This window comes from Yinghuangia seranimata, assembly GCF_029953285.1.
In the GTDB taxonomy this organism is placed as follows: Bacteria; Actinomycetota; Actinomycetes; order Streptomycetales; family Streptomycetaceae; genus Yinghuangia; species Yinghuangia seranimata.
The window spans coordinates 1-22,733 of the sequence record NZ_JASAOI010000099.1 but is presented as its reverse complement, the minus strand read 5'-3'; the positions used below and the strand labels follow the sequence as shown (position 1 = coordinate 22,733).

The 22,733-nt window shown below is 72.3% G+C and carries 23 protein-coding genes and 1 rRNA gene; 11 read left to right on the top strand and 13 right to left on the bottom strand.

The window, feature by feature from the left end; translation table 11 throughout:
• The first annotated feature begins 8 nt into the window (after nt 1-8).
• The 3 genes from rrf to QI554_RS42960 all read left to right on the top strand — a co-directional run bounded on the left by rrf (nt 9) and on the right by QI554_RS42960 (nt 1,784).
• Nucleotides 9-125: ribosomal RNA gene (gene rrf, locus QI554_RS42970) — 5S ribosomal RNA — on the top strand.
• A 165-nt stretch (nt 126-290) separates the two neighbouring features.
• On the top strand, nt 291-842 hold the full coding sequence (locus QI554_RS42965) for a hypothetical protein (protein ID WP_281478702.1): 552 nt from the start codon (nt 291-293) through the stop codon (nt 840-842).
• A 72-nt stretch (nt 843-914) separates the two neighbouring features.
• Complete coding sequence (locus QI554_RS42960; protein ID WP_281478700.1) at nt 915-1,784, top strand: oxygenase MpaB family protein; 870 nt, start codon at nt 915-917, stop codon at nt 1,782-1,784.
• On the opposite strand, the gene QI554_RS42955 is transcribed toward QI554_RS42960, so the two are convergent.
• From QI554_RS42955 to QI554_RS42945, 3 genes are read right to left on the bottom strand one after another with little or no spacing between them, the layout of a single operon-like run.
• The gene (locus QI554_RS42955) at nt 1,764-2,654 is read right to left on the bottom strand and encodes an ABC transporter permease (protein WP_281478698.1); all 891 of its coding nucleotides are present in this window, start codon (nt 2,652-2,654) and stop codon (nt 1,764-1,766) included. The two genes, QI554_RS42960 and QI554_RS42955, sit on opposite strands and share 21 nt — an antisense overlap.
• 2 nt (nt 2,655-2,656) lie before the next feature.
• The gene (locus QI554_RS42950; protein WP_281478696.1) at nt 2,657-4,243 is read right to left on the bottom strand and encodes an ABC transporter permease subunit; all 1,587 of its coding nucleotides are present in this window, start codon (nt 4,241-4,243) and stop codon (nt 2,657-2,659) included.
• Complete coding sequence (locus QI554_RS42945) at nt 4,243-5,193, bottom strand: ABC transporter ATP-binding protein (RefSeq protein WP_281478694.1); 951 nt, start codon at nt 5,191-5,193, stop codon at nt 4,243-4,245. The genes QI554_RS42950 and QI554_RS42945 overlap by 1 nt, the downstream gene beginning before the upstream one ends.
• A gap of 369 nt (nt 5,194-5,562) precedes the next feature.
• Here QI554_RS42945 and QI554_RS42940 point away from each other — a divergent pair, with 369 nt between their 5' ends.
• The gene (locus tag QI554_RS42940; RefSeq protein ID WP_343230867.1) at nt 5,563-6,690 is read left to right on the top strand and encodes a sensor histidine kinase; all 1,128 of its coding nucleotides are present in this window, start codon (nt 5,563-5,565) and stop codon (nt 6,688-6,690) included.
• A 94-nt stretch (nt 6,691-6,784) separates the two neighbouring features.
• Entirely contained in the window at nt 6,785-7,489 is a 705-nt protein-coding gene (locus QI554_RS42935) for a response regulator (RefSeq protein ID WP_281478692.1), read from the top strand.
• A gap of 59 nt (nt 7,490-7,548) precedes the next feature.
• Here QI554_RS42935 and QI554_RS42930 read toward each other — a convergent pair whose 3' ends face one another.
• On the bottom strand, nt 7,549-8,193 hold the full coding sequence (locus QI554_RS42930) for a TetR/AcrR family transcriptional regulator (RefSeq protein WP_281478690.1): 645 nt from the start codon (nt 8,191-8,193) through the stop codon (nt 7,549-7,551).
• Between the two features lie 207 nt (nt 8,194-8,400).
• Nucleotides 8,401-10,023 carry an acyl-CoA synthetase gene (locus tag QI554_RS42925; RefSeq protein ID WP_281478688.1) on the bottom strand — a complete coding sequence of 541 codons (1,623 nt, stop codon included), beginning with the start codon at nt 10,021-10,023 and terminating at the stop codon, nt 8,401-8,403.
• 155 nt (nt 10,024-10,178) lie between these two features.
• Here QI554_RS42925 and QI554_RS42920 point away from each other — a divergent pair, with 155 nt between their 5' ends.
• Nucleotides 10,179-10,988 carry a crotonase/enoyl-CoA hydratase family protein gene (locus QI554_RS42920; RefSeq protein WP_281478686.1) on the top strand — a complete coding sequence of 270 codons (810 nt, stop codon included), beginning with the start codon at nt 10,179-10,181 and terminating at the stop codon, nt 10,986-10,988.
• A 51-nt stretch (nt 10,989-11,039) separates the two neighbouring features.
• On the opposite strand, the gene QI554_RS42915 is transcribed toward QI554_RS42920, so the two are convergent.
• On the bottom strand, nt 11,040-11,237 hold the full coding sequence (locus tag QI554_RS42915) for a hypothetical protein (RefSeq protein ID WP_281478684.1): 198 nt from the start codon (nt 11,235-11,237) through the stop codon (nt 11,040-11,042).
• A gap of 79 nt (nt 11,238-11,316) precedes the next feature.
• On the opposite strand from QI554_RS42915, the gene QI554_RS42910 reads away from it, so the two are divergent.
• Nucleotides 11,317-11,949 carry an AAA family ATPase gene (locus tag QI554_RS42910; RefSeq protein ID WP_281478682.1) on the top strand — a complete coding sequence of 211 codons (633 nt, stop codon included), beginning with the start codon at nt 11,317-11,319 and terminating at the stop codon, nt 11,947-11,949.
• Here QI554_RS42910 and QI554_RS42905 read toward each other — a convergent pair.
• Entirely contained in the window at nt 11,946-12,668 is a 723-nt protein-coding gene (locus QI554_RS42905) for a hypothetical protein (RefSeq protein WP_281478679.1), read from the bottom strand. The two genes, QI554_RS42910 and QI554_RS42905, sit on opposite strands and share 4 nt — an antisense overlap.
• A 156-nt stretch (nt 12,669-12,824) precedes the next feature.
• Between QI554_RS42905 and QI554_RS42900 the strand changes: the two genes are divergently transcribed.
• Complete coding sequence (locus QI554_RS42900; RefSeq protein ID WP_281478677.1) at nt 12,825-13,637, top strand: NAD-dependent epimerase/dehydratase family protein; 813 nt, start codon at nt 12,825-12,827, stop codon at nt 13,635-13,637.
• A gap of 557 nt (nt 13,638-14,194) precedes the next feature.
• On the opposite strand, the gene QI554_RS42895 is transcribed toward QI554_RS42900, so the two are convergent.
• Together QI554_RS42895 and QI554_RS42890 are read right to left on the bottom strand one after the other, a co-directional pair.
• On the bottom strand, nt 14,195-15,571 hold the full coding sequence (locus QI554_RS42895; RefSeq protein ID WP_281478675.1) for a hypothetical protein: 1,377 nt from the start codon (nt 15,569-15,571) through the stop codon (nt 14,195-14,197).
• 133 nt (nt 15,572-15,704) lie between these two features.
• Nucleotides 15,705-16,199 (bottom strand): hypothetical protein, encoded by a 495-nt coding sequence (locus QI554_RS42890; RefSeq protein ID WP_281478673.1) that lies wholly within the window; start codon nt 16,197-16,199, stop codon nt 15,705-15,707.
• Nucleotides 16,200-16,585: 386 nt separating this feature from the next.
• Between QI554_RS42890 and QI554_RS42885 the strand changes: the two genes are divergently transcribed.
• Nucleotides 16,586-17,626 carry a carboxymuconolactone decarboxylase family protein gene (locus tag QI554_RS42885; RefSeq protein WP_281478671.1) on the top strand — a complete coding sequence of 347 codons (1,041 nt, stop codon included), beginning with the start codon at nt 16,586-16,588 and terminating at the stop codon, nt 17,624-17,626.
• 312 nt (nt 17,627-17,938) lie between these two features.
• Complete coding sequence (gene cspE, locus QI554_RS42880; protein ID WP_281478669.1) at nt 17,939-18,142, top strand: transcription antiterminator/RNA stability regulator CspE; 204 nt, start codon at nt 17,939-17,941, stop codon at nt 18,140-18,142.
• Nucleotides 18,143-18,243: 101 nt separating this feature from the next.
• On the opposite strand, the gene QI554_RS42875 is transcribed toward cspE, so the two are convergent.
• Together QI554_RS42875 and QI554_RS42870 are read right to left on the bottom strand one after the other, a co-directional pair.
• Nucleotides 18,244-19,449, bottom strand: coding sequence for a CaiB/BaiF CoA transferase family protein (locus tag QI554_RS42875; protein ID WP_281478668.1), 1,206 nt, complete (start codon nt 19,447-19,449; stop codon nt 18,244-18,246).
• 83 nt (nt 19,450-19,532) lie between these two features.
• Entirely contained in the window at nt 19,533-20,636 is a 1,104-nt protein-coding gene (locus QI554_RS42870; protein WP_281478667.1) for an NAD-dependent epimerase/dehydratase family protein, read from the bottom strand.
• A gap of 159 nt (nt 20,637-20,795) precedes the next feature.
• Here QI554_RS42870 and QI554_RS42865 point away from each other — a divergent pair, with 159 nt between their 5' ends.
• Nucleotides 20,796-21,278, top strand: coding sequence for a hypothetical protein (locus QI554_RS42865; protein ID WP_281478665.1), 483 nt, complete (start codon nt 20,796-20,798; stop codon nt 21,276-21,278).
• Nucleotides 21,279-21,309: 31 nt separating this feature from the next.
• On the opposite strand, the gene QI554_RS42860 is transcribed toward QI554_RS42865, so the two are convergent.
• The gene (locus QI554_RS42860) at nt 21,310-21,537 is read right to left on the bottom strand and encodes a hypothetical protein (protein ID WP_281478663.1); all 228 of its coding nucleotides are present in this window, start codon (nt 21,535-21,537) and stop codon (nt 21,310-21,312) included.
• A 217-nt stretch (nt 21,538-21,754) separates the two neighbouring features.
• A complete protein-coding gene (locus QI554_RS42855; RefSeq protein ID WP_281478704.1) occupies nt 21,755-22,612 on the bottom strand; it encodes an aminoglycoside phosphotransferase family protein in 858 nt (285 codons plus the stop codon).
• Nucleotides 22,613-22,733 lie beyond the last annotated feature (121 nt).

The following is a 22,733-nucleotide window of genomic DNA, read 5'->3' as shown; positions in this document are numbered from 1 at the left end:
GATGGTTTTCCGGTGGTCATGGCGAAGAGGAAACGCCCGGTCCCATTCCGAACCCGGAAGCTAAGCTCTTCAGCGCCGATGGTACTGCACTCGAAGGGGTGTGGGAGAGTAGGACGCCGCCGGAATTTACGTGTGAGAAAGCCCGCCCGGGTTCGCCCGGGCGGGCTTTTTTGCGTTCTCAAGCATTGCGACAGACCTGTCCGCTCTCTGTCACAGGGGTGTCCTGGCGGGTCCGTTCTCCACGCGTAGCCGATAGCGTGTGCGCATTACATCTCTGGGGGGAGATTCTCATGCGCGGAGTCGCGTTCAAGGGTGGGGTTCTTGCGGTCGGCGGAGTGCTGCTGGCCGGTGCGCTGACCGGATGTCAGGGCGGTGGTGGCGGGGGGCCGTTGAACGGCTCCCAGGTCAAGGGCGGGAAAGTGCCGCCGGCGATGGTCGGGTCGTGGTCGACCGGGTCGGTGTCGATGGTTGAGTACCAGGACGCGATGACCGGCTCGTTCGCGCCGCCGAGCGGCACGAACATCATGCTGGAGATCAAGGCCGACGGGACCTACTCGAGCTACGGCCTGCTGCAGATGTCGATGTACAGCTGCACGACGACCTTGTTCACCCAGGAGGCCGGCGGGATCGACGCGCAGGGCGGCCAGATCACGTTCACGCAGGCGAAGCTGACGACGTCGATGAAGGACAGCTGCCGTAAGAGCGGCAACTTCGACAATCGCGACGGCGAGAAGAAGACGAAGCGTCAGCAGTTCCAGCTGACCAAGGACCAGAGCGGGCCCGTCCTCCGCATCATCGACGGCCAGGACGGCACGATCGAGTACCGGCCTGCGAAGAAGTAGCCGGGGCACCGCCTACAGTCGTTAGTAGACGACTCGGGAGGCGGTGCCGTGGGTCAGGGTGCGGACGACGGGGTGAATGCCACCGTGGGTGTGGCGGGTGACGAAGGGATCTTCGGGCCCGCGTCGGTGACATGGCAGCTGCATGCGGATCCGCTGATGCTGGTCGGCGGGGTGCGGGCGCTGTATTTGCAGGCGCTGCATCCGCGGGCGGTGCGGGGGGTCGTGCAGAACTCGGACTTCCGAAAGGATCCGTGGGGGCGGCTGCTCCGGACGGCGGACTTCGTCGGGGTGACGACGTACGGGACGCGGGCCGAGGCGGAGCGGGCCGGGGCGCGGGTGCGGCGGATACACAAGCTGTTGCGCGCCGTGGACCCGGCGACCGGGCAGTCGTACCGGATCGACGACGAGGCCCTGCTGCGATGGGTGCACTGTGCCGAGGTGGTGTCGTACGTCGAGGTGGTGCGTCGTGCCGGGTTTCCGCTCACGGACGCGCAGGTCGACCGGTACCTGACCGAGCAGCGGGCGGCGGCGGAGCTGGTGGGGCTGGCGCCTGAGGAGGTGCCGGGGTCCGCGGCGGCGATGCGGGAGTACTTCGAGGACGTGCGGCCAGCGCTGGGAGGCTCCCATGAGGCCGATGAGGTCTGGGAGTTCCTGCGCCGACCGCCCGTGCATCCGGTGCTGTGGCTGGGGCGGGAGCTGTTGTGGCGTCAGATAGCGGAGCTGGCTTACGGTTCGCTGCCGTCGTGGGCGCACGACATGTACGGGCACCGGCCGTTGCTGCCGCCGATCGCGGTCACTGCGGGTCTGCGTGCGCTGCGTACGTCGACCGGTCTCGCGTTGCCGGTGATGCGGTTGTTCTACCGGTCGCCGCACATCCAGGCGGCCATGGACCGGTTGGGCCCGGACGTCCTGCCGTCTCCGTCACGCGTCCCGGCGGCATAGCGCGAGGCCGCCGACGAGGAGTGCCGCGCCTGTGTAGGCGGCGAGGACGCCGAGTCCGGGCCAGGGGCCGATGTCGAGTCGGTCGAGGCGCAGGGTGTTCTGGACGGACAGCCCCGCGGGGCCGGGCCCGTACTTGCGCAGGCGGTGCTGCCAGGTCGGGTCGTTGGCCAGTGACGCGAGTACGGGGGACAGGTAGAGCAGCCCGAGCACGCTTCCGATGGCGCCGGCGCTGTCGCGTACCAGCCATGCCAGGCCGAGGGTCAGCCAGCCGACCAGGACCAGGTTGAGGACGCTGCCGACGGCCGCGCGGGCCGTGGCGCCGTCGGCGAGGGTGAGTGCCGCGTAGCCGTGGGCGTGGTCGAAGCCCTGGCTGAGGAGGACGAACCGCGCCGTGCCCAGTGCGGCGCCGACTCCGGCGGCGCCGGCGGCGGCGGTCAGGCCGCCGACCACCACGGCTTTGGCGACCAGCACGCGCACCCGGTCGGGCATGGCGGTCAGCGTCGTGCGGATCGTGCCGGTGGCGTATTCGCCGCACACGGCGTGGATGGCGAGGATCGCGACGACCACCTGCCCCACCAGCACACCGGTGAGGGACTGTTTGACGATGTCCTCGGCGCACGGCTCGGTGCCGCGGCAGTGGCCCGGGTCCAGTCCCGAGGTGGCGGCCGCGCCGATCGCCGTCGTGAGGAGGACGGCGGCCGCCAGGATCAGCCACGTCGTGGGCAGGGTGCGGAGTTTCGTCCACTCGGCGTGGACCATGTACGGCAGGCGTTCGCGTGCCGGGCGGCCCGCCTCGGCGGCCGACCGCGCGCGATCACGCGCGGCCGGTCCTCCGAGGGCTCGGAGCGTGCGTGCGTCGGTCGCCGCCATCGTCACGCGCTCCTTCGGCGCAGCCGCCACACCGCGAGCGCGAACAGCACCGCCGTGTAGGCGAGGAGGACACCCGGGCCGGTCCACGGCGCGTATGTGTGGCACCCGTCCTCGGGTAGGCAACTCCCGTCCACCTGTGGATAGTTGGGAGTCGTGCTCTGGATCGAGAATCCGGCGATGGGCGTGTAGTCGGACAGGAACCTGGCGGCGCCGACCGGGAGTCCGGCCATGAGCATCTGCGGGAGCACGAGCACCACCACAACAATGGCGACGGCCGCGGCCGTGTTGCGGACCAACACGCCGACGGACAGGGCGAGTACGGCCACGAGGGCCAGGACGAGGCCGGTTCCGACGACGGCCCGCAGCACGGGGCCGTCGCCGAGGCCCAGGTCCGGGTAGACGGGCGGACGGAAGCCGTTGCGCTTCCACTCCGACCGGCCGAGCAGGAAGGCCGGAACCGCCGCGAGGAGCCCGGCGACGAAGGTCGCCGCCCCCAGCACCAGCGCCTTGGCGGCGAGGACGCGGCCGCGCCGCGGGCTGGCGAGGAACGATGTGCGGATCATGCCCTTCTTGAACTCGGCGGTGATGAACAGGACGCCGAGGGCCGCGATCGGGATCAGCCCGATGAGCGCGCCGGACAGGCTCTGCCGGACGGCATCGGCGTCGATGTCCATCGGCCCGACGTCGCCGGAGCCGGTGATGGTGAACGCGTCCCCGTTCTGCGTCGACTCGTTGTCGGGGAACGGCGGCATGTCGGGCGGCGGCGGGCCGGGCCTGCGCTCCTGACCGATGTCGTGCGTCTGCCAGGCGCCGGCCGTGGTGCCCTGCACCGCCACCTTCTCGAAGCCGGCGGTGGCGCGGGTGGGGCCGCCGGTGACGGAGGTGCTGCCGAACGAGCGGCTGATCTCCAGTCCTTCGGGGGAGGTCGCGAACAGGCCGACCTCGACGGTCTGCGGGAGCCCGCTGAGGTGGGTGGTGCCGACCCGGTGCCAGGTGGTGCCGTCGGCGGACTCGTAGCCGGTCACGGTGTCGCCGGTGCGGACCAGACGCAGCCACCGCGCGTCGTCGCCGCTGGTGGAGCTGCCCGCCGTGTCGTCGACGAAGTGCGCTTGGAAGCGCACGCCGTGCCGCTCGGTGAGCATGACGGCCGCGTAGTCGGACCCCGGCGTGGTGGACGTCTTGACCATGAGGCCGCCCTTGGCCCAGGGCGCGGAGACCGGGTGGTCGAACCCTGGGCCGACTTCGCGGACGGGGCGAACGCCGGTGATCCGCGCGGTGATCGTGCCGTCGCCGGTCAGTGCCTGGTGGATGAACCGGAAGCCGTCGTTCACGGTGCGGTCGTTGTACGTGGGCGGCGGCTTGTCGCCGCCGCCGTTGTGGATGCCGCCGGCCGCCAGCACGGACACGATGAGGGTGGCCGCGACGGCGGCGAGCAGGGTCAGTACCCAGCGGCGCACCGTGCGGAGTTTGGTCCATTCGGCGTGCAGGAGCCGGCCGAAGCCGTCGCGTCCCGGGCCGAGGGTGGAGCGGTAGCCGGCGGAGGGGGCGGGTGCCGGCGGGGCCGGGGGTGTGGTGTCGGTGGCGGCCATCAGTCCTCCCCGGGGTGCGGGGCGAATCCGCCGTCGGCTGCGACCGCGCGGAACTCCTCGGCGTCGCGGGTGAGTTCCATGTAGGCCTCTTCGAGGGTCGCGCGGTGCGCGGAGACTTCGGAGAACGGGACGCCGTACGAGGTGAGCAGCGCGACGACGCGTTCTGAGGGCAGGCCGGAGACGGTGAGCGCGTCGGGGCCGGTGGCGGCGACCTCGCCGCCCGCGCCGGACAGGGCGGCTATCGCCTGGGTGCGGGCGGTGGTGCGTACGGCGACGCGTCCGTCGGAGGCGCGCTCGAGGAGTGCGGCGACGCTGGTGTCGGAGATCAGCCGACCGCGTCCGACCACCACCAAGTGGTCCGCGCTGTCCTCGAGTTCGCTCATCAGGTGGCTGGAGACGAGCACGGTGCGGCCGTCGGCCGCCATGGCGCGCAGCAGGCCGCGGATCCAGCGCACGCCTTCGGGGTCGAGCCCGTTGACCGGCTCGTCGAACAGCAGCACCGGCGGGTCGCCGAGCATCGCGACCGCGATGCCCAGCCGCTGCCGCATCCCCAGCGAGTAGCCGCCCGCGCGGCGTCGTCCCGCCCCGGACAGGCCGACGAGCTCGAGAATTTCGTCGACCCGGCGGGTGGGCAGGCCGTGCGAGTGGGCGAGCCACAGCAGGTGGTCGCGGCCCTTGCGGTGCGGGTGGACGGCGGCGGCGTCGAGCAGCGCGCCGACCTCGAACAGCGGGGTGCGGAGGTCGCGGTAGGCGCGGCCGCCGATCAGGGCGCGGCCCTCGTCGGGGCTGTCGAGGCCGAGGAGCATGCGCATGGTGGTCGACTTGCCGGCGCCGTTGGGGCCGACGAACCCGGTGACCTGTCCCGGGCGGGCGGTGAACGACAGTCCGTCCACCGCGAGCGACTGGCCGAACCGCTTCCGCAGTCCGGCGACTTCGATGGTCGTATCCATGGCAGCGAGGCTAGGGAGCGGCACCCGCCCGGGTCGTCACGCGGCGGAGCGGTCTTCGCGGTCGCGGCTGCGGGGGACCGGGGGACGTCCGGCGTCCCTCGCGTGGGGGATGCCGGGACGGCTGGGCCGGGGGACGACGGGCGGCCTGCGCTGCCGAGACAATCGACGTTGATCGACGAGCGGGCGATGCGCACGGCAGCGGCGCAGACCCGGCGAAGCGGTGCGCCACTCCCGGACGGGGAGCGTGCACGGCAGGGACCGGGATGCGCGGACGGGCGTGAGGGGGGGGCGGTTCCGACGGACGCGTCGTGGAGGAGCGAGCAGTCGGGGGTCGCCCGGTGGTGGTCTCACGCATGGGCCCCGCCCGTCGTGGGGGTGTTCCTGGCGTTCACGGCGTTCGCCGAGTTCACCGGCGGGCGGAACGGTTCGGACACCTCGGCCGCCATGAGCCCGGGCGTCGAACTCGCGCTCGGCCTGCTGCTCGTGCTCGCCGCGACGCTGCCGATCGCGTTGACCCGCGCGGCGCCCGTGACGGTCGCCGTCCTGGTCGTCTGCGCGAACGCGCTGTCGTACGCGCCGTTCGGCCGGGTGACCGCGGGAGGCGGTATCGCCCTGCTCGTGGTGTTGTACGGGCTCGGCCGGTCGGGCAGGCGCCTGCTCGCGGTGCTGCCGGTGCCGGTGTTCGTCGGGTTCGCGGTGGCGGCCGCGGTGGACGGCGGGGCCGGAGACCGGGTGCGCGCCGTCCTGGTCGCGTCGGGAGTGTGCGTCGTGGCGGGTGCGGGCACCGCGCGCCGGGCCCGCGACGAGGCGCAGGTGTACAGCGCCGCGGCGGAGGCCGTCGCCGACAGCCTGCACGAGCACGCCGCGCGCGGCGAACGGGCGCGGATCGCCCGCGAGCTGCACGACGTCGTGGCGCACCACATCTCGATGATCTCGGTGCAGGCCGAGACGGCGCGGCTGACCACCACGGGCCTGCCGCCGGAGGGCGCAAAGCGGTTCCAGGCGATCGGCGACACCGCGCGCGCCGCGCTCACCGAGATGCGGCGGCTGCTCGGCGTGCTGCGCGAGGACGCCGGGACGTCCGGCGGCCGCAAGCCGCAGCCGGCGCTCGACCAGCTGATCGAGCTGGTCGACGAGGTCCGGGCGGCGTCGGGCGCGGCGACCCGGCTGATCGTGCGCGGGCGCGTCGTACCCCTGGACCCCGGCATCGAGCTGACCGCGTACCGCATCGTGCAGGAGGCGCTGACCAACGCGCGGCGGCACGCGCCCGGCGCCGCCGTGGACGTCGAACTCACGTACACCGACGCCGAGCTGCGGGTCAGGGTGCGGGACAACGGCCCCGGCCCGCGCGGTCAGGGGCGGGCCGACGGGCACGGGCTGGTCGGCATGGCGGAGCGGGCGGCGATGGTCGGCGGCCGCCTGGACGTGCGGGGGGCGCCGGGCGGCGGGTTCGTGGTGGAGGCTACGTTGCCGGTACCCGACGAGGGGGCGGTGTGAACGGGCGGAACGCCGGCGTGGGCCCCGCGCGTGCGGCGGAACACGGCGAAGCGCCCTCGAACGCGGGTGGCGGAGGACGACGGGTGAGCGGGGCATGAACACAGATCCGATCCGGATCGTGGTCGTCGACGACCACGAGGTGGTGCGCGCGGGCTTCGCCGGACTGCTGGCGACGCAGCGGGACTTCGCGGTGGTGGGCACCGCGTCGGACGGCGGCGAGGCGGTGGCGGTGTGCGCCGAACAGCGGCCGGACGTCGTGCTGATGGACGTCCGCATGCCCGGCGTGGACGGCATCGAGGCGACCGGGCGGATCCTCGCCGACGCGGGCGAGCCGGGGCCGCGCGTGCTGATCCTGACCACGTTCGACCTCGACGAGCACGTGTACGACGCGCTGGCCGCGGGCGCGAGCGGGTTCCTGCTGAAGGACGTGACGGCCGAGCGGTTGTTCGACGCGGTGCGCGTGGTGGCGTCCGGGGAGGCCCTGCTCGCGCCGACCGTGACCCGGCGGCTGATCGGCGAGTTCGCCCGGATGCGCCCGAGGCAGGCCGCGCGCGGCGCGGGCGCCCTGGCCGCGCTGACGCCGCGCGAGACCGAGGTGCTGCGGCTGATCGCGGCCGGGCTGTCCAACCCGGAGATCGCCCGGAGCCTGTCGGTCACCGAGGAGACGGTGAAGACGCACGTCAGCCGGGTGCTGGCCAAGCTGGGGCTGCGCGACCGCACGCAGGCGGTGGTCGCGGCCTACGAGTCGGGGCTGGTCGTGCCGGGGTTCGGCGGCCCGGGCGACCGGGCCGACGACTGACCTCCGACCTGCCGCGGGGAGGGGCGGACCGGCCCGACGTATGAGCGACCGACCGGGGCTCAGGCGCCCTTCCCCGAAGCGTCCGTCGTAGGCGCCGTCCCGGTCCCGGGGAACAGCAGCGCCGCCAGATCGGCGACGCTTTCGCGGTAGCGCTCGCGTACCCCGGGCCGGGCCACGGCCAGGTGGTCGACGACGGCGGTCTCCAGCAGCGCGCGCAGCAGCCGCGCGATACGGGTGCGCCCCGACGGCAGTTCGGGGAACAGCTCGGCGAGCCAGCGGGCGATGCTCGCGTCCACCGCGATGGTCAGGCCGCCTCCGACGCCGCGGGACAGCTCCTCGCCGCGCATGCCCTCGCTGAGCACCAGGCGCAGCAGTTCGCGTTCGGCCAGCCCGGCCTGCCACAGCCGGGTCATCAGGTCGACGAGGCGTTCGCGCGGCGGCAGCGCGGTGTCGACCGGCGGCGTGCCGGTGAACCGGTCGGGGTAGGCGCGCTCCTTGACCAGGGCGCGCAGCAGGTCGGCCTTGGACGGGAAGTAGTGGTACAGCGTCGCGACGTTGAGCTCGCACGCGGTCGCGAGGGTGCGCATCGAGGTCCCGGCGAAGCCCTGCGAGCTCATCAGGGTGAGCGCCGTGGCGAGGATGCGGGCGCGCTGAGGTGCCGCCGCCACCGCCGTGGGGGCGGGCGCGGCGGGCGGGGGCTTCATCGTGCCCACCCCTTCCATCAAACGTTCGTTGGGGACATACTACCGAGGCACGGTCAGGCATCCTGTCCAAGCCTGGGAGGGCGTGGCCGGGCGCCACCCCGTCAATTTCCCGGCCGACCGATTCCAGGGGTGTCGGCCGGGAGACGAATACACCGCCGGGTCGAGGACCGGGCGGTGTATTCGGCGTTCCCTTTTTGTTTTCTGCCGTTATTCAGCGGTGCACACGGAAAGCGCCCAGGGAAGGTCCGGCTTTCCGGTGGGCGTGCGCCGGGTTTCGCCGACAATGCGCATTACCCGGGGCACCTTGTAGCCGGCGATCTTCGTCCGGCAGTGCTCCTGGATCGCCTCGAGCGTCGGCTCGGTGCCGTCGCGCGGCTGCACGACGACCGCGACCGTCTGCCCCCAGCGATCGTGCGGGACGCCGACCACGATCGCGTCGTACACGTCCGGGTGCGACTTGACCGCGCCCTCGACCTCCTCCGTGAAGATCTTCTCGCCACCGGAGTTGATGGTCGCCGAGCCGCGGCCCAGCAGCGTGATGAGGCCGTCGCCCTCCAGGCGCGCGTAGTCGCCGGGCACCACGTAGCGGGTGCCGTCGGGCGCCGTGCGGAACACCTCGGCGGTCTTGACCGGGTCGCCCAGGTACCCGATCGGGATGTTCCCCTTGCGGCCCAACTTGCCGATCACGCCGATCGGCAGCGGGTTCAGGTCGTCGTCGAGGACCACCGAGTCGGGCACCGCCTTGATGGTGATGCCGCCGCCGTCCGGCGCGTCCTGGCCCTTGACCGCGACGCCGACGCCGTTCGCGCCCGACTCGGAGGCGCCCACCGCGTCCGAGACGACGACGTTCAGCCGCGTCATGAACGCCTCCTTCAGCGACGGCGAGAACAGCGCCGCGCTCGAGGCCACCGCGAACAGCGAGGACAGGTCGTAGCCGCCCTCCCGGCCGTCCGGGCGCGGCTCGTCGACCGCCTCGATCAGCGGCCGCGCCATGGCGTCGCCGGTGATCATGATGACGTTGGCCTTCTCCCGCTCGACGATCGACCACACGCCGTGCGCGTCGAACTTGTCGATGAGCAGCACCCGCTGACCCTTCGACAGGTTCTGCAGCAGGCCCCACTGCGTCGCGCCGTGCATCAGCGGCGCGATGGGGAAGAAGCTGCCGGCCCCGCCGCGGCCCTTCTCGGCCAGGTCCTCGGGGCGGTCCACGCGCTGGCCGTTGGTCGGGTCTATGCCGCCGCCGAGCGCGAAGATGACGTCCTCCTGACGCCACATCACACCCTTGGGCATGCCGGTCGTGCCGCCTGTGAACAGCAGGTAGACGTCGTCCGCGGACCGCGGCGGGAAGTCCCGCTCGGGGGAACCGGACGCCAGCGCGTCCTCGTACGGCAGCGCGCCCAACGCCGCCGCGTCCGCCTCGGCCGGGTCGGTGCCGTCCTCGACCACCAGCAGGTGGCGCAGCGCGGGGACCTTGGGTGCCACTTCGGCGACGCGGTCGGTGAACTGCCGCTGGAACACCATCGCGACCGGCTTGGCCTGGTCGAGCAGGTAGGCCAGCTCGTCGGCGACGTAGCGGAAGTTCACGTTGATGCACACGCCGCGGATCTTGTAGATCGCGAGCATCGCCTCCGCCCACTCGATGATGTTGTAGGCGTACACCGCGACGTGGTCGCCGGGGGCGACCCCGGCGGCCGAGAGGTGATGGGCGAGGCGGTTCGCGCGCTCCTCCAATTCGGAGTATGTGCGCCGCTCGCCGTTCGCGACGACTGCCTCGCGGTCGGGGTATTGCTCAACCGCGTGCTCGAAGAGGTCGGCAAGGTTGAATTCCATGCGCGGAGCGTAGGGCGAGAAGCCGCGCGAATTCCATAGTGTGACCGAAATGGCGGGGCCCGGGGGTTGTGACTCTGTCGACCTCACTGCACCCTTGACCGAGACAATGATCGTGGTTCCCGCCGCTTATCGGGCGGGTCGTACAAGGAGGGGCCTTGGGCGCCAATCCGCACCTTCTGGTCGAACGCCGTGACGGCACGCTGCTCGTCACGCTCAACCGCCCGGAGGCCAAGAACGCTTTCTCGCTGCCGATGCTGGTCGGCCTGTACGACGCGTGGCTCGAGGCCGACGCGGACGACGACATCTACTCGATCGTCCTGACCGGGGCCGGCGGCGTCTTCTGCGCCGGCATGGACCTGAAGGCCCTTGCCGGCGCCGGCATGTCCGACGGCGACAGCGCCGTCTACCGCGAGCGCATGGCCGCCGACAAGGACCTGCACTGGAAGGCGATGCTGCGCCACCACCGGCCGCGCAAGCCGGTCATCGCGGCCGTCGAGGGCTTCTGCGTCGCGGGCGGCACCGAGATCCTCCAGGGCACCGACATCCGCGTCGCGGGCGACACCGCCGTCTTCGCCATCGCCGAGGTGCAGCGCGGCCTCTTCCCGCTCGGCGGCTCCACCGTCCGCCTCCAGCGCCAGATCGGCTACACCAACGCGATGGAGATGCTGCTCACCGGCCGCCGCTACGCCGCCGCCGAGGCCCGCGAGATCGGCCTCATCGGCCGCGTCGTCCCGGCCGGCACCGCCGTCGACGCCGCGCTCGAGATCGCCGCCATGATCAACGCCAACGGGCCGTTGGCCGTCGAGGCGGTCAAGCGCTCCATCATCGAGACCGCCGACCTGTCCGAAGCCGACGCCCTCAAGCGCGAACTCGAGATCGGCCAGCCGATCTTCGCGACGGCCGACGCCAAGGAGGGTCCGACCGCCTTCGCCCAGAAGCGCAAGCCCGTCTTCCGGCGGGCCTAGCCGACGAAGGGAGGGAGCGACGGCCGGAGGCCGTCGCTCCCTCCCCGCACGTCACTCGTCTCTGCCGTCGTCCTCGTCGGCCTCGCCCTCGGCCTGGGACGTCTCGCTCGCGTGCGAGGTCTGCTCCGACGTCATGTCCTCGTCGGAGGGATGGGCGTCGTGGCCGGTGACGATCACGCGTTCCGGCGACATCACCACGTGGCCGTGGTGCGTGGCGTGGGTCTCGTCGTGCGGGTTGCTGCCGGACATAGTGCCTCCAGCGGTGGGGTCGCGTTCCGCTGCCTCCAGTGTCCCTCTCATCCGGCCCGGCGGCGCGTAGGGTCGGCGCATGCTCCTGTGGATCAACGGGCCCTTCGGCGGCGGCAAGACCCAGACCGCGTACGAACTGCGTCGCAGGCTGGCCGGCAGCGTCGTCTGCGACCCCGAAGAGGTCGGCTTCGGACTCCACCGCATGACACCTCGCGCGCTGCGCGGCGACTTCCAGGACCTGCCCGCCTGGCGGCAGGGCGTCCACGACGTCCTCGACAAGGTCCTCACCCAGCACGACGGCGTCGTCATCGCGCCGATGACCGTCGTCGAACCCGCCTACTTCGCCGAGACCGTCGGACGCCTGCGCGAAAACGGGCACGACGTCCGGCACTTCGCCCTCATGGCCGAACGCCGCACCGTCCTCCGACGCCTCAGCGAACGCGGATTCGGCCGCGCGGTCCGGGTCGTCGCCGGCCACGATGCGTCGCTGCGCCGCGAGTCGTTCGCGGTCGCCAACATCGACCGCTGCCTCGACGCCTTGCGCGCACCGGAGTTCGCCGAGCACATCGAGACCGACCACATCAGCGTCGCCGGCGTCGCCGACCACATCGCGCACTCCGCCGGGCTGACACTCGCGCAGGACACCGACGGCCCGCTGCGCGGACGGCTGCGCCGCGCCCGCGTGGGCCTCGCCCACATCAGGTTCTTCTAGATCGCCGTCGTCGGACCGGCCTGCGGGCTCGAGCCCGAGCCGCCGGGCTCCGGCGCGATGCCGCCGACCACCTGACGCACCTTGTCGATCTGCGGGACCACGAACTCGTAGGGCACCAGCACCGACGGGTCGTCGCCGAGCGCCGTCACCGCCACCACCGTGTCGTCGAGCGCCCGGGCGACGATGAACGCGGCGTTGATCGTCTGCCCCTCCACGGTGATCGTCATCCGGTACCCACTGCTGCGCACCGAGAGCCCCTGGTCCGCCGCGGCGCCGGTGATCGTCGCCTGGTAGGTCGTGCCCTCGGTCGTGACGCTGAAGTTCTTGCACGTCTGCAGAGCCGCGTCGAAGGCGTCGAACTTCGTGTCCAGCTCGGCCGGGGTCCCGCTGTCCAGGTGAACGTCGACCTCGGACGGCACGTCCGGCGGCAGCGTCTCCTCCGACGCGTGGAACTCGCGCGTCGCCGAGACGTTCAAACCCTCACCGCTGCGCACCAGCGGCCGGCACGCGGGGTCCGACACCGTCACCTCTGGCTCCGGCGAAGGCGTCGCGCTGGCCGGCGCCGCCTGGTACATCGACGGCACCTCCTGCCCGGTCAGCAGAGCGGCCTCCAACTGGTCAGATGTCGCACCTGACGCGGGCGCCATGACGGCCGCCCAGGCCAGACCGGTGACGGGAAGCAGAACCGCGCACGCGCGGCGCACACTGGGAACGCCCATGACGCGACCTCCGGGACGAATAAGGGCCTGCGCTACCGTCCCCCGAGGCGCACCAGACCTCCCCACCACGCTAGGCCCGCAGGCCGAGAGGCGCGACGCGGGCGCGTCCGGACCGCTTGGCACAATGGCCCGACGAGCCGGACAGGGGAGGCACGGATGGCACAGGCAGGACGCGGACTCGGCACGGTGGCGATCACCGGGGCGGCAGGCAGAATCGGATCCTTCCTCCGCACCGAACTACGGCCGGACGCCGAGGGGTTGCTGCTCCTTGACCGCGTACCCCCGCCCCCGGCGGGCGACGGAGAAGCGTGCCACACCGTCGACCTGCTGGACGCACCGGCGCTGACCGCCGCACTGGCGGGCGCCGACGCCATCGTCCACATGGGCGGCATATCCGACGAGGCCCGGTTCCCCGACCTGGTCAACGCCAACATCGTCGGCACCCACAACGTTCTCGAAGCCGCCCGCAAACTGGGCATCGGCCGTGTGGTCCTGGCGTCGAGCAACCGCGCCGGAGGCTTCTACCCGACGAGCCACACCACCGACCCGACCGAACCACCGCGCCCGGACGGCCTGTACGGCGTCACGAAGGCCGCGATCGAGGCCCTCGGACGCCTGTACGCCGACAAGTTCGGCCTGACCGTGGTGTGCCTCCGCATCGGCAGCTACGAAGACGCCCCCACGGAGTCCCGCCACCTCGCCACCTGGCTGAGCCCCCGCGACGCGGCCGGCTTCGTCCGCGCCGCCCTCACCGCCGACGTCGACTACACGGTGGCGTACGCGGTCTCCGCCAACACCCGCCGCTTCTGGGCCCTGCCGGACCCCGACGTGCTGCCGTACACCCCGCTCGACGACGCCGAGACCCACGCCTCCGAAATCCCCGCCCCGGACGCCGCCTTCGACCCGAAGGCCCCCCAAGCGGGCACCTTCGCCTCGCCGGAGTTCACCCTCCGCTTCCTGGACGAGTAGCCCCCCGCGCGGTGACGCAAGTGTGACGCCGACACCCCCCGATGAGGGAGTTTCGGTGATTCGCATACGTGACGGCACAGTGACCAGGGGGAGGAGCCTGGCGCGCGCCACGCCGGAACAGCAACCCGGCAGCGCAACGAACCCCAGCAACAAACCCCGCACCGCACCCACAGAACGACCGCAGCCCGGCAGCGCAACGAACCCCAGCAACAAACCCCGCACCGCACCCACAGAACGGCCGCAGCCCGGCAGCGCAACGAACCCCAGCAACAAAACCCGCCCGCCCCACACGCAAACCGCAGCCCGGCAGGGAAAACGAAGGAAAGCGCCTCCACACCCCGCGCCCCTCCCGCCAGTCGCCGAGGTAGTCAGCGCGGACGGCCCGCGGGTCAAGGCGCCTCCCGAACCCCGGGACAGGCCAACTGTCCACCAAAGGTCCACCGCGCCTTGACGCGCGGGCCGTCCAAGCGAAAATCAAAAGGCGGGAGGGGCGTCAGGCCACCGAAAACGAACCAGGTCAGGAACGGTGCAGCCAAGGACCCCAGGTCAACCCAAAGTCAGCGGTACTCCCGCAACCGAGGCCGAACCCCCGCCAACACCAGCAACACCCCGACCCCCAGCACCAGAGGCGGCAGAACCATCCATCCGTCCAAGGCACTCCTCGCGTCGGACACCCGCTGGTCGAAGTCGGCCCGGTGCTCAGCCGCCGTGTCCCCCAGCACGTCCTGGTAGTCGAAGAACTCGAAGGCCAGGTTCCCCCGTCCGACATTGGTCGCCATGCCGATCGCCGCTTCGCGACGCCCCGACGTGACCGCCGTCTGAAGGTCGCGGTCGTCGCGTTGGAAGGCCGCGAGCCGTGTCGCGAGAGGCGGGCTGGTCGAGGCCAGGGCCAGCGCGCGGGACTTCTCCGCGAACGCCGCCCGATACGCAGGCGCACGGTCCGGGAGAATCAGGTACCGACTGTGGTCCGCGTTCGCGTCGGAGGCCAGCGCCCTGGCGTGCGCAAGGGTCGCGAACGGATCGAAGGCCTGCGACTTCGCATCCCGCACCCGGTCCCCGTGATCGGTCAGGAGCCCCGCCCCGAGGACGGTCACCACCGCAACCGCCAGCGTCGCGGCAAGCAGTGCCGGATTGAACACCCTGCGGAACCGCCGAGCCAGGGCGACCTGCCACACCGCGAGCACCAGAACCGCCGCCCCACCCAACACAGCGACCGCCAACGCGGCCATGCGCGTCGTGGAGGCCCCGTCGTCGGCCGAGACGGCGAGCCGGTGCTCCGCGGCGCGCCCGAGCCGGTCGGCGGCTGGCAGCAGGTCCTGGTGCAGCAGCACCGTGGCGTTGAGGTAGTAGTTCGTGGCCTGCGCCGGAGGCCGCCCCGGGCCGTCCCGGTCGAGGATCTGGTCGTCGGAGAGCCGTGCCTGCGCGGTGAAGCCGTCATACGTGGCGAGATCAGCGATCAGCTGGCGGACGAGGGTCGCGCCCTCCGCGTCCAGACCCCGGTCGATGAGCGCCTGCAGGTCGTCGGAGACGGCCGCTCGGCGCTGGCGCAGCTGCCGGAGCGCGGACTGCTTGTTGCCGACGCTCTCGTCGTGGCCGACGAGCAGCACGTTGGCGACCTGGGCGTCCATGTCGGCGAGCGAGAAGTACAGGTCCGTGGCCGTGGCGGCCTGCGGCGCGGTCGCGTGGCCGACGGTGTCCAGGTTGTCGTTCGCGGCGTTGACGCCGAGTGCGAGCGCGGCGCACAGTGCGGCGATCAGCGCGGTCGCGAGGGTCGTGACGAGCCGTAGCCGTGCGGGGACGGAGCGGACCCGGGCCCGTATCGGCGGCTTGTCGGGACGTGGTGCGGCGGGGCGCGGAGCCGGCGCGGGGGCGGGTTCGCGCGGGGGTGTTTCCGGACGTGCGGCCTTCGTCGTAGAGGCCACCAATGCACTCATGCGACGACGTTAGGTGCCCGTCTGGACACACCGCTCACAGCGCGGTGACCACACAGCGAAGTCGTGGTGAACGTCCGCGTAAGCAGAGGGGCCTGTCAGACCGCACAGGCCCCGAACCCGGTCGGCTACTCGGCTACAAGGCCGCGCAAGGCGTATGCGCCTCGGCCTCGTACGCCGCCCCGTGACTGGTCACGAAGTGCGCCGGCCCGCTCTCCGCGTGCGCCGAAGGAATCTGTCGGGGAATCCGCGCCAGGGCGGCGACATACGGCTCACCGCAGGCCCCGCACAGGGTGGGCGTCGAAACGGGGGCGTAGCGGTCGAGCGTCCGCAGCAGGCTGCGGGCGAACCGCAGCGCGGTCGCGAACGACGCCGCGGCCTGCTCGTGGTCCCGGGTGCTGTGCGCCTGCGCGGCGGCGCGCAGCGACTTGGCCAGGTAGTTGAGGCTGGCACGCGGGAACGGGGGGACGGCCGCCGCGAGGTCGTCGGCCTGGCCGGCCACGACGCCTGCCCAGCCGGCGAACGCCGGGTGGCGCACGGCGGAGCCGGTGCGCTGGGCGATCACGGTGGCGACGAGCTTGCGCGCTGCTGCTGCGCACTCCGGGGGCAGGTCCTTGCGGTCCAGGTCCATGTCCGGCTCCTTGGGGGTGCTGCGGTCAGGCTCTGCGGCTACCCGGAAGCGCGGGTGCCGCCTTGGACAGGATGCGGCCAAGAGTGGCGTAAACGCGACGAAAGATGAGGTAAGTCACACCGAAATGTTGAGAAATGTTCCCTATGGCGGGTTTGGTTGGCGGGCCTTCAAGGGCAAACCGGACGTTTCGTCGCGCTTTCCGGACTCCGGCCCGCGCCTCTTCCGGGTGCACGGCCGATCTGTTACATATGCCCCCGGTCCGGCCGCCACCGGTGACGCACACAGTGATCCACGCCCACGTGGGCATGCTCCGCCCTGCCCGCCCGCAGCCCGTGCGGTCCCGGCGGACATGCCAGACATGCAAGTCGGAAGGGAGGGACGCCGCTGTGCCCAGCTGGCTCCCGGAGAGCGCCGAAGGCGCCACCGAGCTCGACGGCGCGTTCGGCCTGTGCCCCACGCTCTACACCCGCTACCGCGACTACGTGACCCGCTTGTGGGAGCCCCAGGTCCTCGACCCGGTGCTCACCGAGCTGGTCCGGCTGCGCGTCGCCGGAATCCACGAGTGCGCGGTCGAGGAGGCCGCCCGCACCCGTGCCGCCGTGCACGCCGGCCTCGACGAGGCGCGTATCGAGCGCCTGCCGTACGGCTCGGGCGATCCCGCGTTCAGCGAGGTCGAGTCCGCCGTCCTGTTGTTCGCGGAGCAGTTCGTCATGGCGCCGGAGAGCGTCACCGACGCCGACCGCAAGCGGCTCACCGAGCTGCTCGGTGAGGCGGGCCTGGTGGGGCTCGCCATGGTCTGCGCGGTGTTCGACGGCTTCACCCGCTTCCAGGTCGTGCTCGGCACCCAGGACACCGATCCCGACCTGCCGTACCCGATGCTCGTCCACCCGCCGGGCCTTGACCCGGACGCGCCCGCCGAGGCCCGGCGGTTCGACGCGAACGACCAGATCGCCGGCAGTCCGCTCGCGCTCCAGCCCGACCTCCTCGCGTCCTTCCTGCGCATGTACGGGACGCTCTGGTGGGACGGCGTGGTCGACCACCCCGCCAAGGAGGTCGCCCGGCTGCGCAACGCGCGCGTGACCGGCTGCCGCTACTGCCGCAACGTGCGCTTCGCGCAGGCGCGTGCGGACGGTCTCGGCGAGGACCAGGTCGACCTGATCACCGACGGCTTCGAGGGCAGCGGACTGCCCGAGCGGCACAAGGTGGTCATCCGGTTCACCGATTTCTTCCTCGGTGATCCGCACGGCCTGGCCGGCCCGCGCGGCGCGGACCTGCGCGCCGACCTGCTCGCGGCGTACGGCCCGGAAGGCACCGTCGAGCTGGCCGCGGGCCTCGCGCTCTTCATGGGGTTCGCGAAGATCGCGGTCACCTTGGGGAGTGTTCCGGCTGATTTTCCGACCATGGTCATACCGACCCCTGGCGGGTGAATCCGTCCGCGTGATGGCTGCGCGGTGACTCGTGCGTGAACGGCGGCGGGCCCGAGGAATCGGCCCGGACCCGTCGCCGACGAACCGTACGATTCGGGTGGCGAAGGGCTGTTGCACCCCGATCTTTGTGTGTAACGTTGCTCGCGGTTGCAAGCAGTAGAAGTAGTTCCCTCGCAAGACCGACGCCTGCGGACTTGACTGTCGTAGGCGTTTTTCCATCCCGGAGTACTTCGCGGGGAGTGGGACCACTCGACGTAAGCGACCCGGACGTCGCGCAGTGCGGCGGCTGAGGTTTTCATGAAGGAAGAAGACATGGCCACCGGTACGGTCAAGTGGTTCAACGCGGACAAGGGCTACGGCTTCATCTCCCAGGATGACGGCGGCGCCGACGTTTTCGTCCACTTCTCGGCGATCCAGACCAGCGGCTACCGCTCGCTGGAAGAGAACCAGCGCGTCGAGTTCGAGGTCACGCAGGGCCAGAAGGGCCCGCAGGCCGAGATGGTTCGCCCGCTCTGAGTCTGATCTGAGTCGTCACCGACTTCGGCCGTACGGCCACGCAAGGCCCGCCCCTGCCGGGGCGGGCCTTCGCGTTGTCCGGGCCCGGTTCTGACCGGGTGTCAGGCCACCACCCCGGCCGCGCGCAGCGCCTCGACGCGGTCGCCGAGGCCGGCCTCGGCCAGGACGGCGTCGGTGTGTTCGCCGAGCACGGGGGAGGGCGCGCCGAGCGCGGACGGCGTGCCGGAGAACCTGGCCGGGTGGCGCGGCAGCCGCACCCGTCCCGCCTTGGCGTGCATGCTCTCCTCGAACATTCCGACGGCCACCGCGTGCGGGTCGTCCGGCAGTTCGGCCGGCGACAATACGCGACCGCATGGAACGCGTTCGGCCTCGAGGCGCGCCATCGCGTCGGCGACGTGCATCGACGTCGCCGCGGCGTAGCAGCGCTGCACGTACCCGCTGGTCAGCTCGCGGTTCTTCATCCGTTCGCCGATCGTCGCCACGCGCGGGTCGTCGTACCCGTCGACGCCGAACGCGCGGCACATGCCCGCGAAGTCCGCGTCGGAGGTGGGCGCCACGACCGCCCAGCCGTCCTTGAACGCGATCGGCTTCAGCGTCTTGTTGAAGCTGGAGTTCTGGGTGCCGTCGCTGTCCATCAGGACCTCGTTGCCGGCCGCGTCCACCCACAGGAACGACGTGACCGCGTCCAGCATCGACAGCTCCACGTGCTGGCCGCCGAGCCCGCGCTCGCGCGCGAACAGCGCCGCGGTGATCGCCTGGGCGGCGGTCAGCGCGGTCACCTTGTCGGCCGCCGACTGGCGCAGGAAGACCGGCTGTTCGGGCTCGCCGTCGCGCGGCACGTCGGCCTGGTTGACGGCCAGGCCCGCGTACGCCTGGATCACCGGGTCGTAGGCGGACTTGCCCGCGTACGGGCCCACCGGGCCGAAGCCGGACAGCGACACGTAGACCAGGTCGTCGCGCCCCGCCGACAGGTCCGCGTAGCCGATGCCGAGCCGGTCCACCACGCCCGGCCGGAAGTTCTGCACGACCACGTCGCAGGACGCCGCGAGCGTGCGCACGACGTCGCGGCCCTCCTCGGTGTGCACGTCGACCACGATGGAGCGCTTGCCGCGGTTGCACGCCGCGAACAGCGCGCTGGTGCCGCCGATCGCCACGCCCACCCAGCGGGCGATGTCGCCGATGCCGGGGCGCTCCACCTTGATGACGTCCGCGCCCTGGTCGGCCAGCAGCGCGACCGCGTAGGGGCCGGTCGCGGCGATCGACAGGTCGAGGACGCGGATGCCGTGCAGCGGACCGGTCTCACTCATGGGGGTTCCCTCTCGTGTCGCGGTACAGGCTGTGCTCGTGTCACGGTGCGGGGCCGTCCGGTCGCGGTGCGCGGCCGTCCGGGTCAGGCGGTGAACTCGGGGTTGCCGCGCGGCCGTCCGCCGGGCCCGCTGTAGGCGAGCCCGAAGCCCGGCTGCACGGCGAAGTCCGTCGTGAGGCGGGGGAGTGCCGCCCACGCGTCCATGAGCCGGTCCTCCGCCGGGTAGTCGAACGGGTCGGTGAGCACCTGCTCTTCGGTGCCGCCGGGCGCCGGCGGGTGCGCCGCGAGCCACCGGGCGGTGCGCGCCAGTGCCTCGCGGGGTGCCACCAGGTCCCGGTAGCCCAGGTCGGCGCGGATCCGGGTGAGGTCGAGCACCCGGTGCTCGGCGGCGGGCTGCATCAGCATCGGGCGGGCGGGCACGGCGAGTTCGTAGGGGAGCGAGACGACCTCGAAGGTGTGTCCGAGGGCGGCCGCGACCGTCGCGATCACCTGGCGCACCGTCAGGACCTCGTCGTCGGCGGCGTTGTAGATCCGTCCGGCGCTCGCTTCGGGGTGGTCGACGGCAAGCAGCAGGGCGTGCGCGAGGTTCTCGGTGTAGCCGTGGTGGTGCAGGGTCAGGCCGCCGTCGGCGACCACGATGCGGCGCCGGCCGTCGAGGACGCGGCGGACCACGCACCACTCGCGCGGCGCGAGCTGGTGCGGGCCGTACACGTAGGGGTAGCGCACGTGCGTCGCCGTGGGGTGGTGCGCGAAGACCGCCTCCTCGGTGCACACGATGCGGTGGCCCTTGGCGTCCTCCTCGGGGGTCCGGACGAGCGGCGCGTCCTCGCCGACCGGCACCGGCAGGCCGCCGGGGCCGGCCAGCTCCGGGTTCATCCAGCCGCGGTACGCGGGCACGCCGCCGACCGAGAGGAAGCGGCCGGTGCGGCCGGCCCAGGCGGCGGCGATGCGGCGAAGCCGGCCGTACATCGCGATCACGGTGTCGTAGGCGGGGCCGTCGGCGGCCTCGCGCAGCGCGGCCTCGTCGTACGGGTCGGCGTGCAGGTGCCGGACCTCGGGCGGCGTCTCGGGCGACTCGTGGCGGCCGCGGTGCAGGATGGTGACGTCGTGGCCGCGCTCGACCAGGCCCCGCACCAACGGGATTCCGGTGGGCCCGGTGCCGCCCACCACGAGGATCCGACCGCCCACCCGCGTCCCCTATATCCTTGACTCGGTCACATTAGCCGCCCGGGCGACCGTATCCGCAGGTCGGTGCGGGGACAAGCCCGACCCGGCGGTATCCCGGGCCCGGCGGGGGACGCCGGACGCGGCGCGGATGCGCGCCGGTGTACGCCGTAGCATGGACCCATGGGTTTCCTGCGCCGCCGCCCGCCCGCCGGGCCGGACTTCGACGTTCTCGCCATCCCCTTCACCGACTGGCCCGGGTCCGTGGTCGTCTCGATGCTGCCCGGCGAGGACGGGTCGTGCCAGGGGATCTTCGTCCAGTACGACCTGCTGGCCGGGCGCGGGACCGCCATGCTGATCGGAAACCTCCCCGCCGGCTCTCCGGCCCGCGACGAGTCCGTCGGCCGTATCGAGGCCCAGCACCTGGTCGCGTCCCTCGGCCACGAGGAGATGCCCGAGGAGCTCGGGGTCGAGGAACACCCGGTCATGCAGAACGACGGGCTGCTGATCGTCCGGCGCGTGAAGTACGCCGAGGGCCGGCTGTCGTGTGTCGAGTTCGACCGCAGCGACAACGTGCAGGTCCGCATCGTCTCGTGGGACCGCCCGATCACCGACGACGTGTTCGCGCTGCTGAAGCCGATCCCGGCGGAGGCCTTCAGCGGCTGACCCGGCCGACCCGCGCCGGCGGCCGGCGCGGTCAGCGGCGCTCGTTGCCCCGCCGGTAGTTGCCCGTCGCCCGCGCGAGCAGGTGCTGCACCGCCGTGTCGTCCTCGGCCGCGTCGATGGCGGCGACGAGGCGGTCCGCGGCCGGGCCCGCGACGGTCACGACGACGCGGCCGCCGCGCGAGACGAGGACCCTGCCGTCCTTGGTGACGCGGTGGTCGAACGGGTCGGTGGTCAGGCGTCCGCGGGCGTCTTCCGGCATGTCGGGCAACGTACCGTGCACGGGCCGCCGGGCCCACGGGGTTTTCCGGCGCCCGGCCGCGCCGCCCGCCCGAGCCGTGTGCGCCGAACCCGTGCCCGGGGACGGCGAAGGCCGGCGGATCATGGCATCCGCCGGCCCTCCGTGCCTTTCGTCCCGAGTGCGAAACTCCCCTAAGGGCCTCGACCTCCCTTCCGGTCCCGCCGGCGTGCTCCTGCCGTCAGTGCGTGCCGACCGCTGCGCGTACGGCTCGCCGTACCGTGGTGCAGTCGTCGTGCAGGCGGCGGAGCAGCCGGCGCTCGTCGTCGCCGGCCATGGTCTGGTCGTGGATGCGGATCTCGCGTACGAGCACGAGCATGAGGTTCACCAGGAACGCGTCGCGGGCGAACGAGCCGCTCTGCTGGGCGACCTGCACGATGTGTCGGCGGGTCAGCGGGTCACGGGCGAGCAGCGACCACAGCACCGCCAGGTCGTAGCCCGGCAGGTGGTAGCCGACGAACTCCCAGTCCACCAGCGCAGGTCCGTGCGAGGTCAGCAGGACGTTGGACAGCATCGCGTCGCCGTGGCACAGCTGGAGCGGCACCCGGGACAGGCCGCGCAGCAGCTGCGCGAGGTCGCTCGCGTCGCGGTCGGTGAGCAGTCCCAGCGCGTGGTAGCGCTCGACACGCGGCAGGTAGTCGAACGCCGCGTGGAACGAACCCGTCGGCGGACGCCACGTGTTGAGCACGCCGAACGCGTGCAGCACGGCCCGGATGTCCGCACGGGCCAGTGCCGAGCCCGGGTGCCGCTCGACCGCGACCGGCCGCCCCGGAATGTGCTCCATCACCAGCACGCGGCGCTCCGGGTCCGCCCCGAACAACCGGGGGACGCGGACGGGCGGCCGCTGCCGTGTGAAGGTGCGGTACGCCGTTATCTCGTGCCGGAAGCGCTGCATCCAGTGCGAGGAGTCGTCCGCCAGGTACTTCACGACCACCGGGTTCCGCCCCACCGAGCCGGTCATGAGCATCGACTTCGCGGTACGCCGCATCACCGCGCCCGCCGTGAACCCGGGGCAGACCCGCGCCGCCGCGGCGGCCACCACGGCCGGGGTGACCGGGGCCTGCTGCGCCCGACCGGGCTCGGCGGGACCCGGGTGACCGGGCTGCGCGGGCCCGCGGCGGCCCGACGGCTCCGTGTCGCGGGCGGCCGTCGGGCCGTAC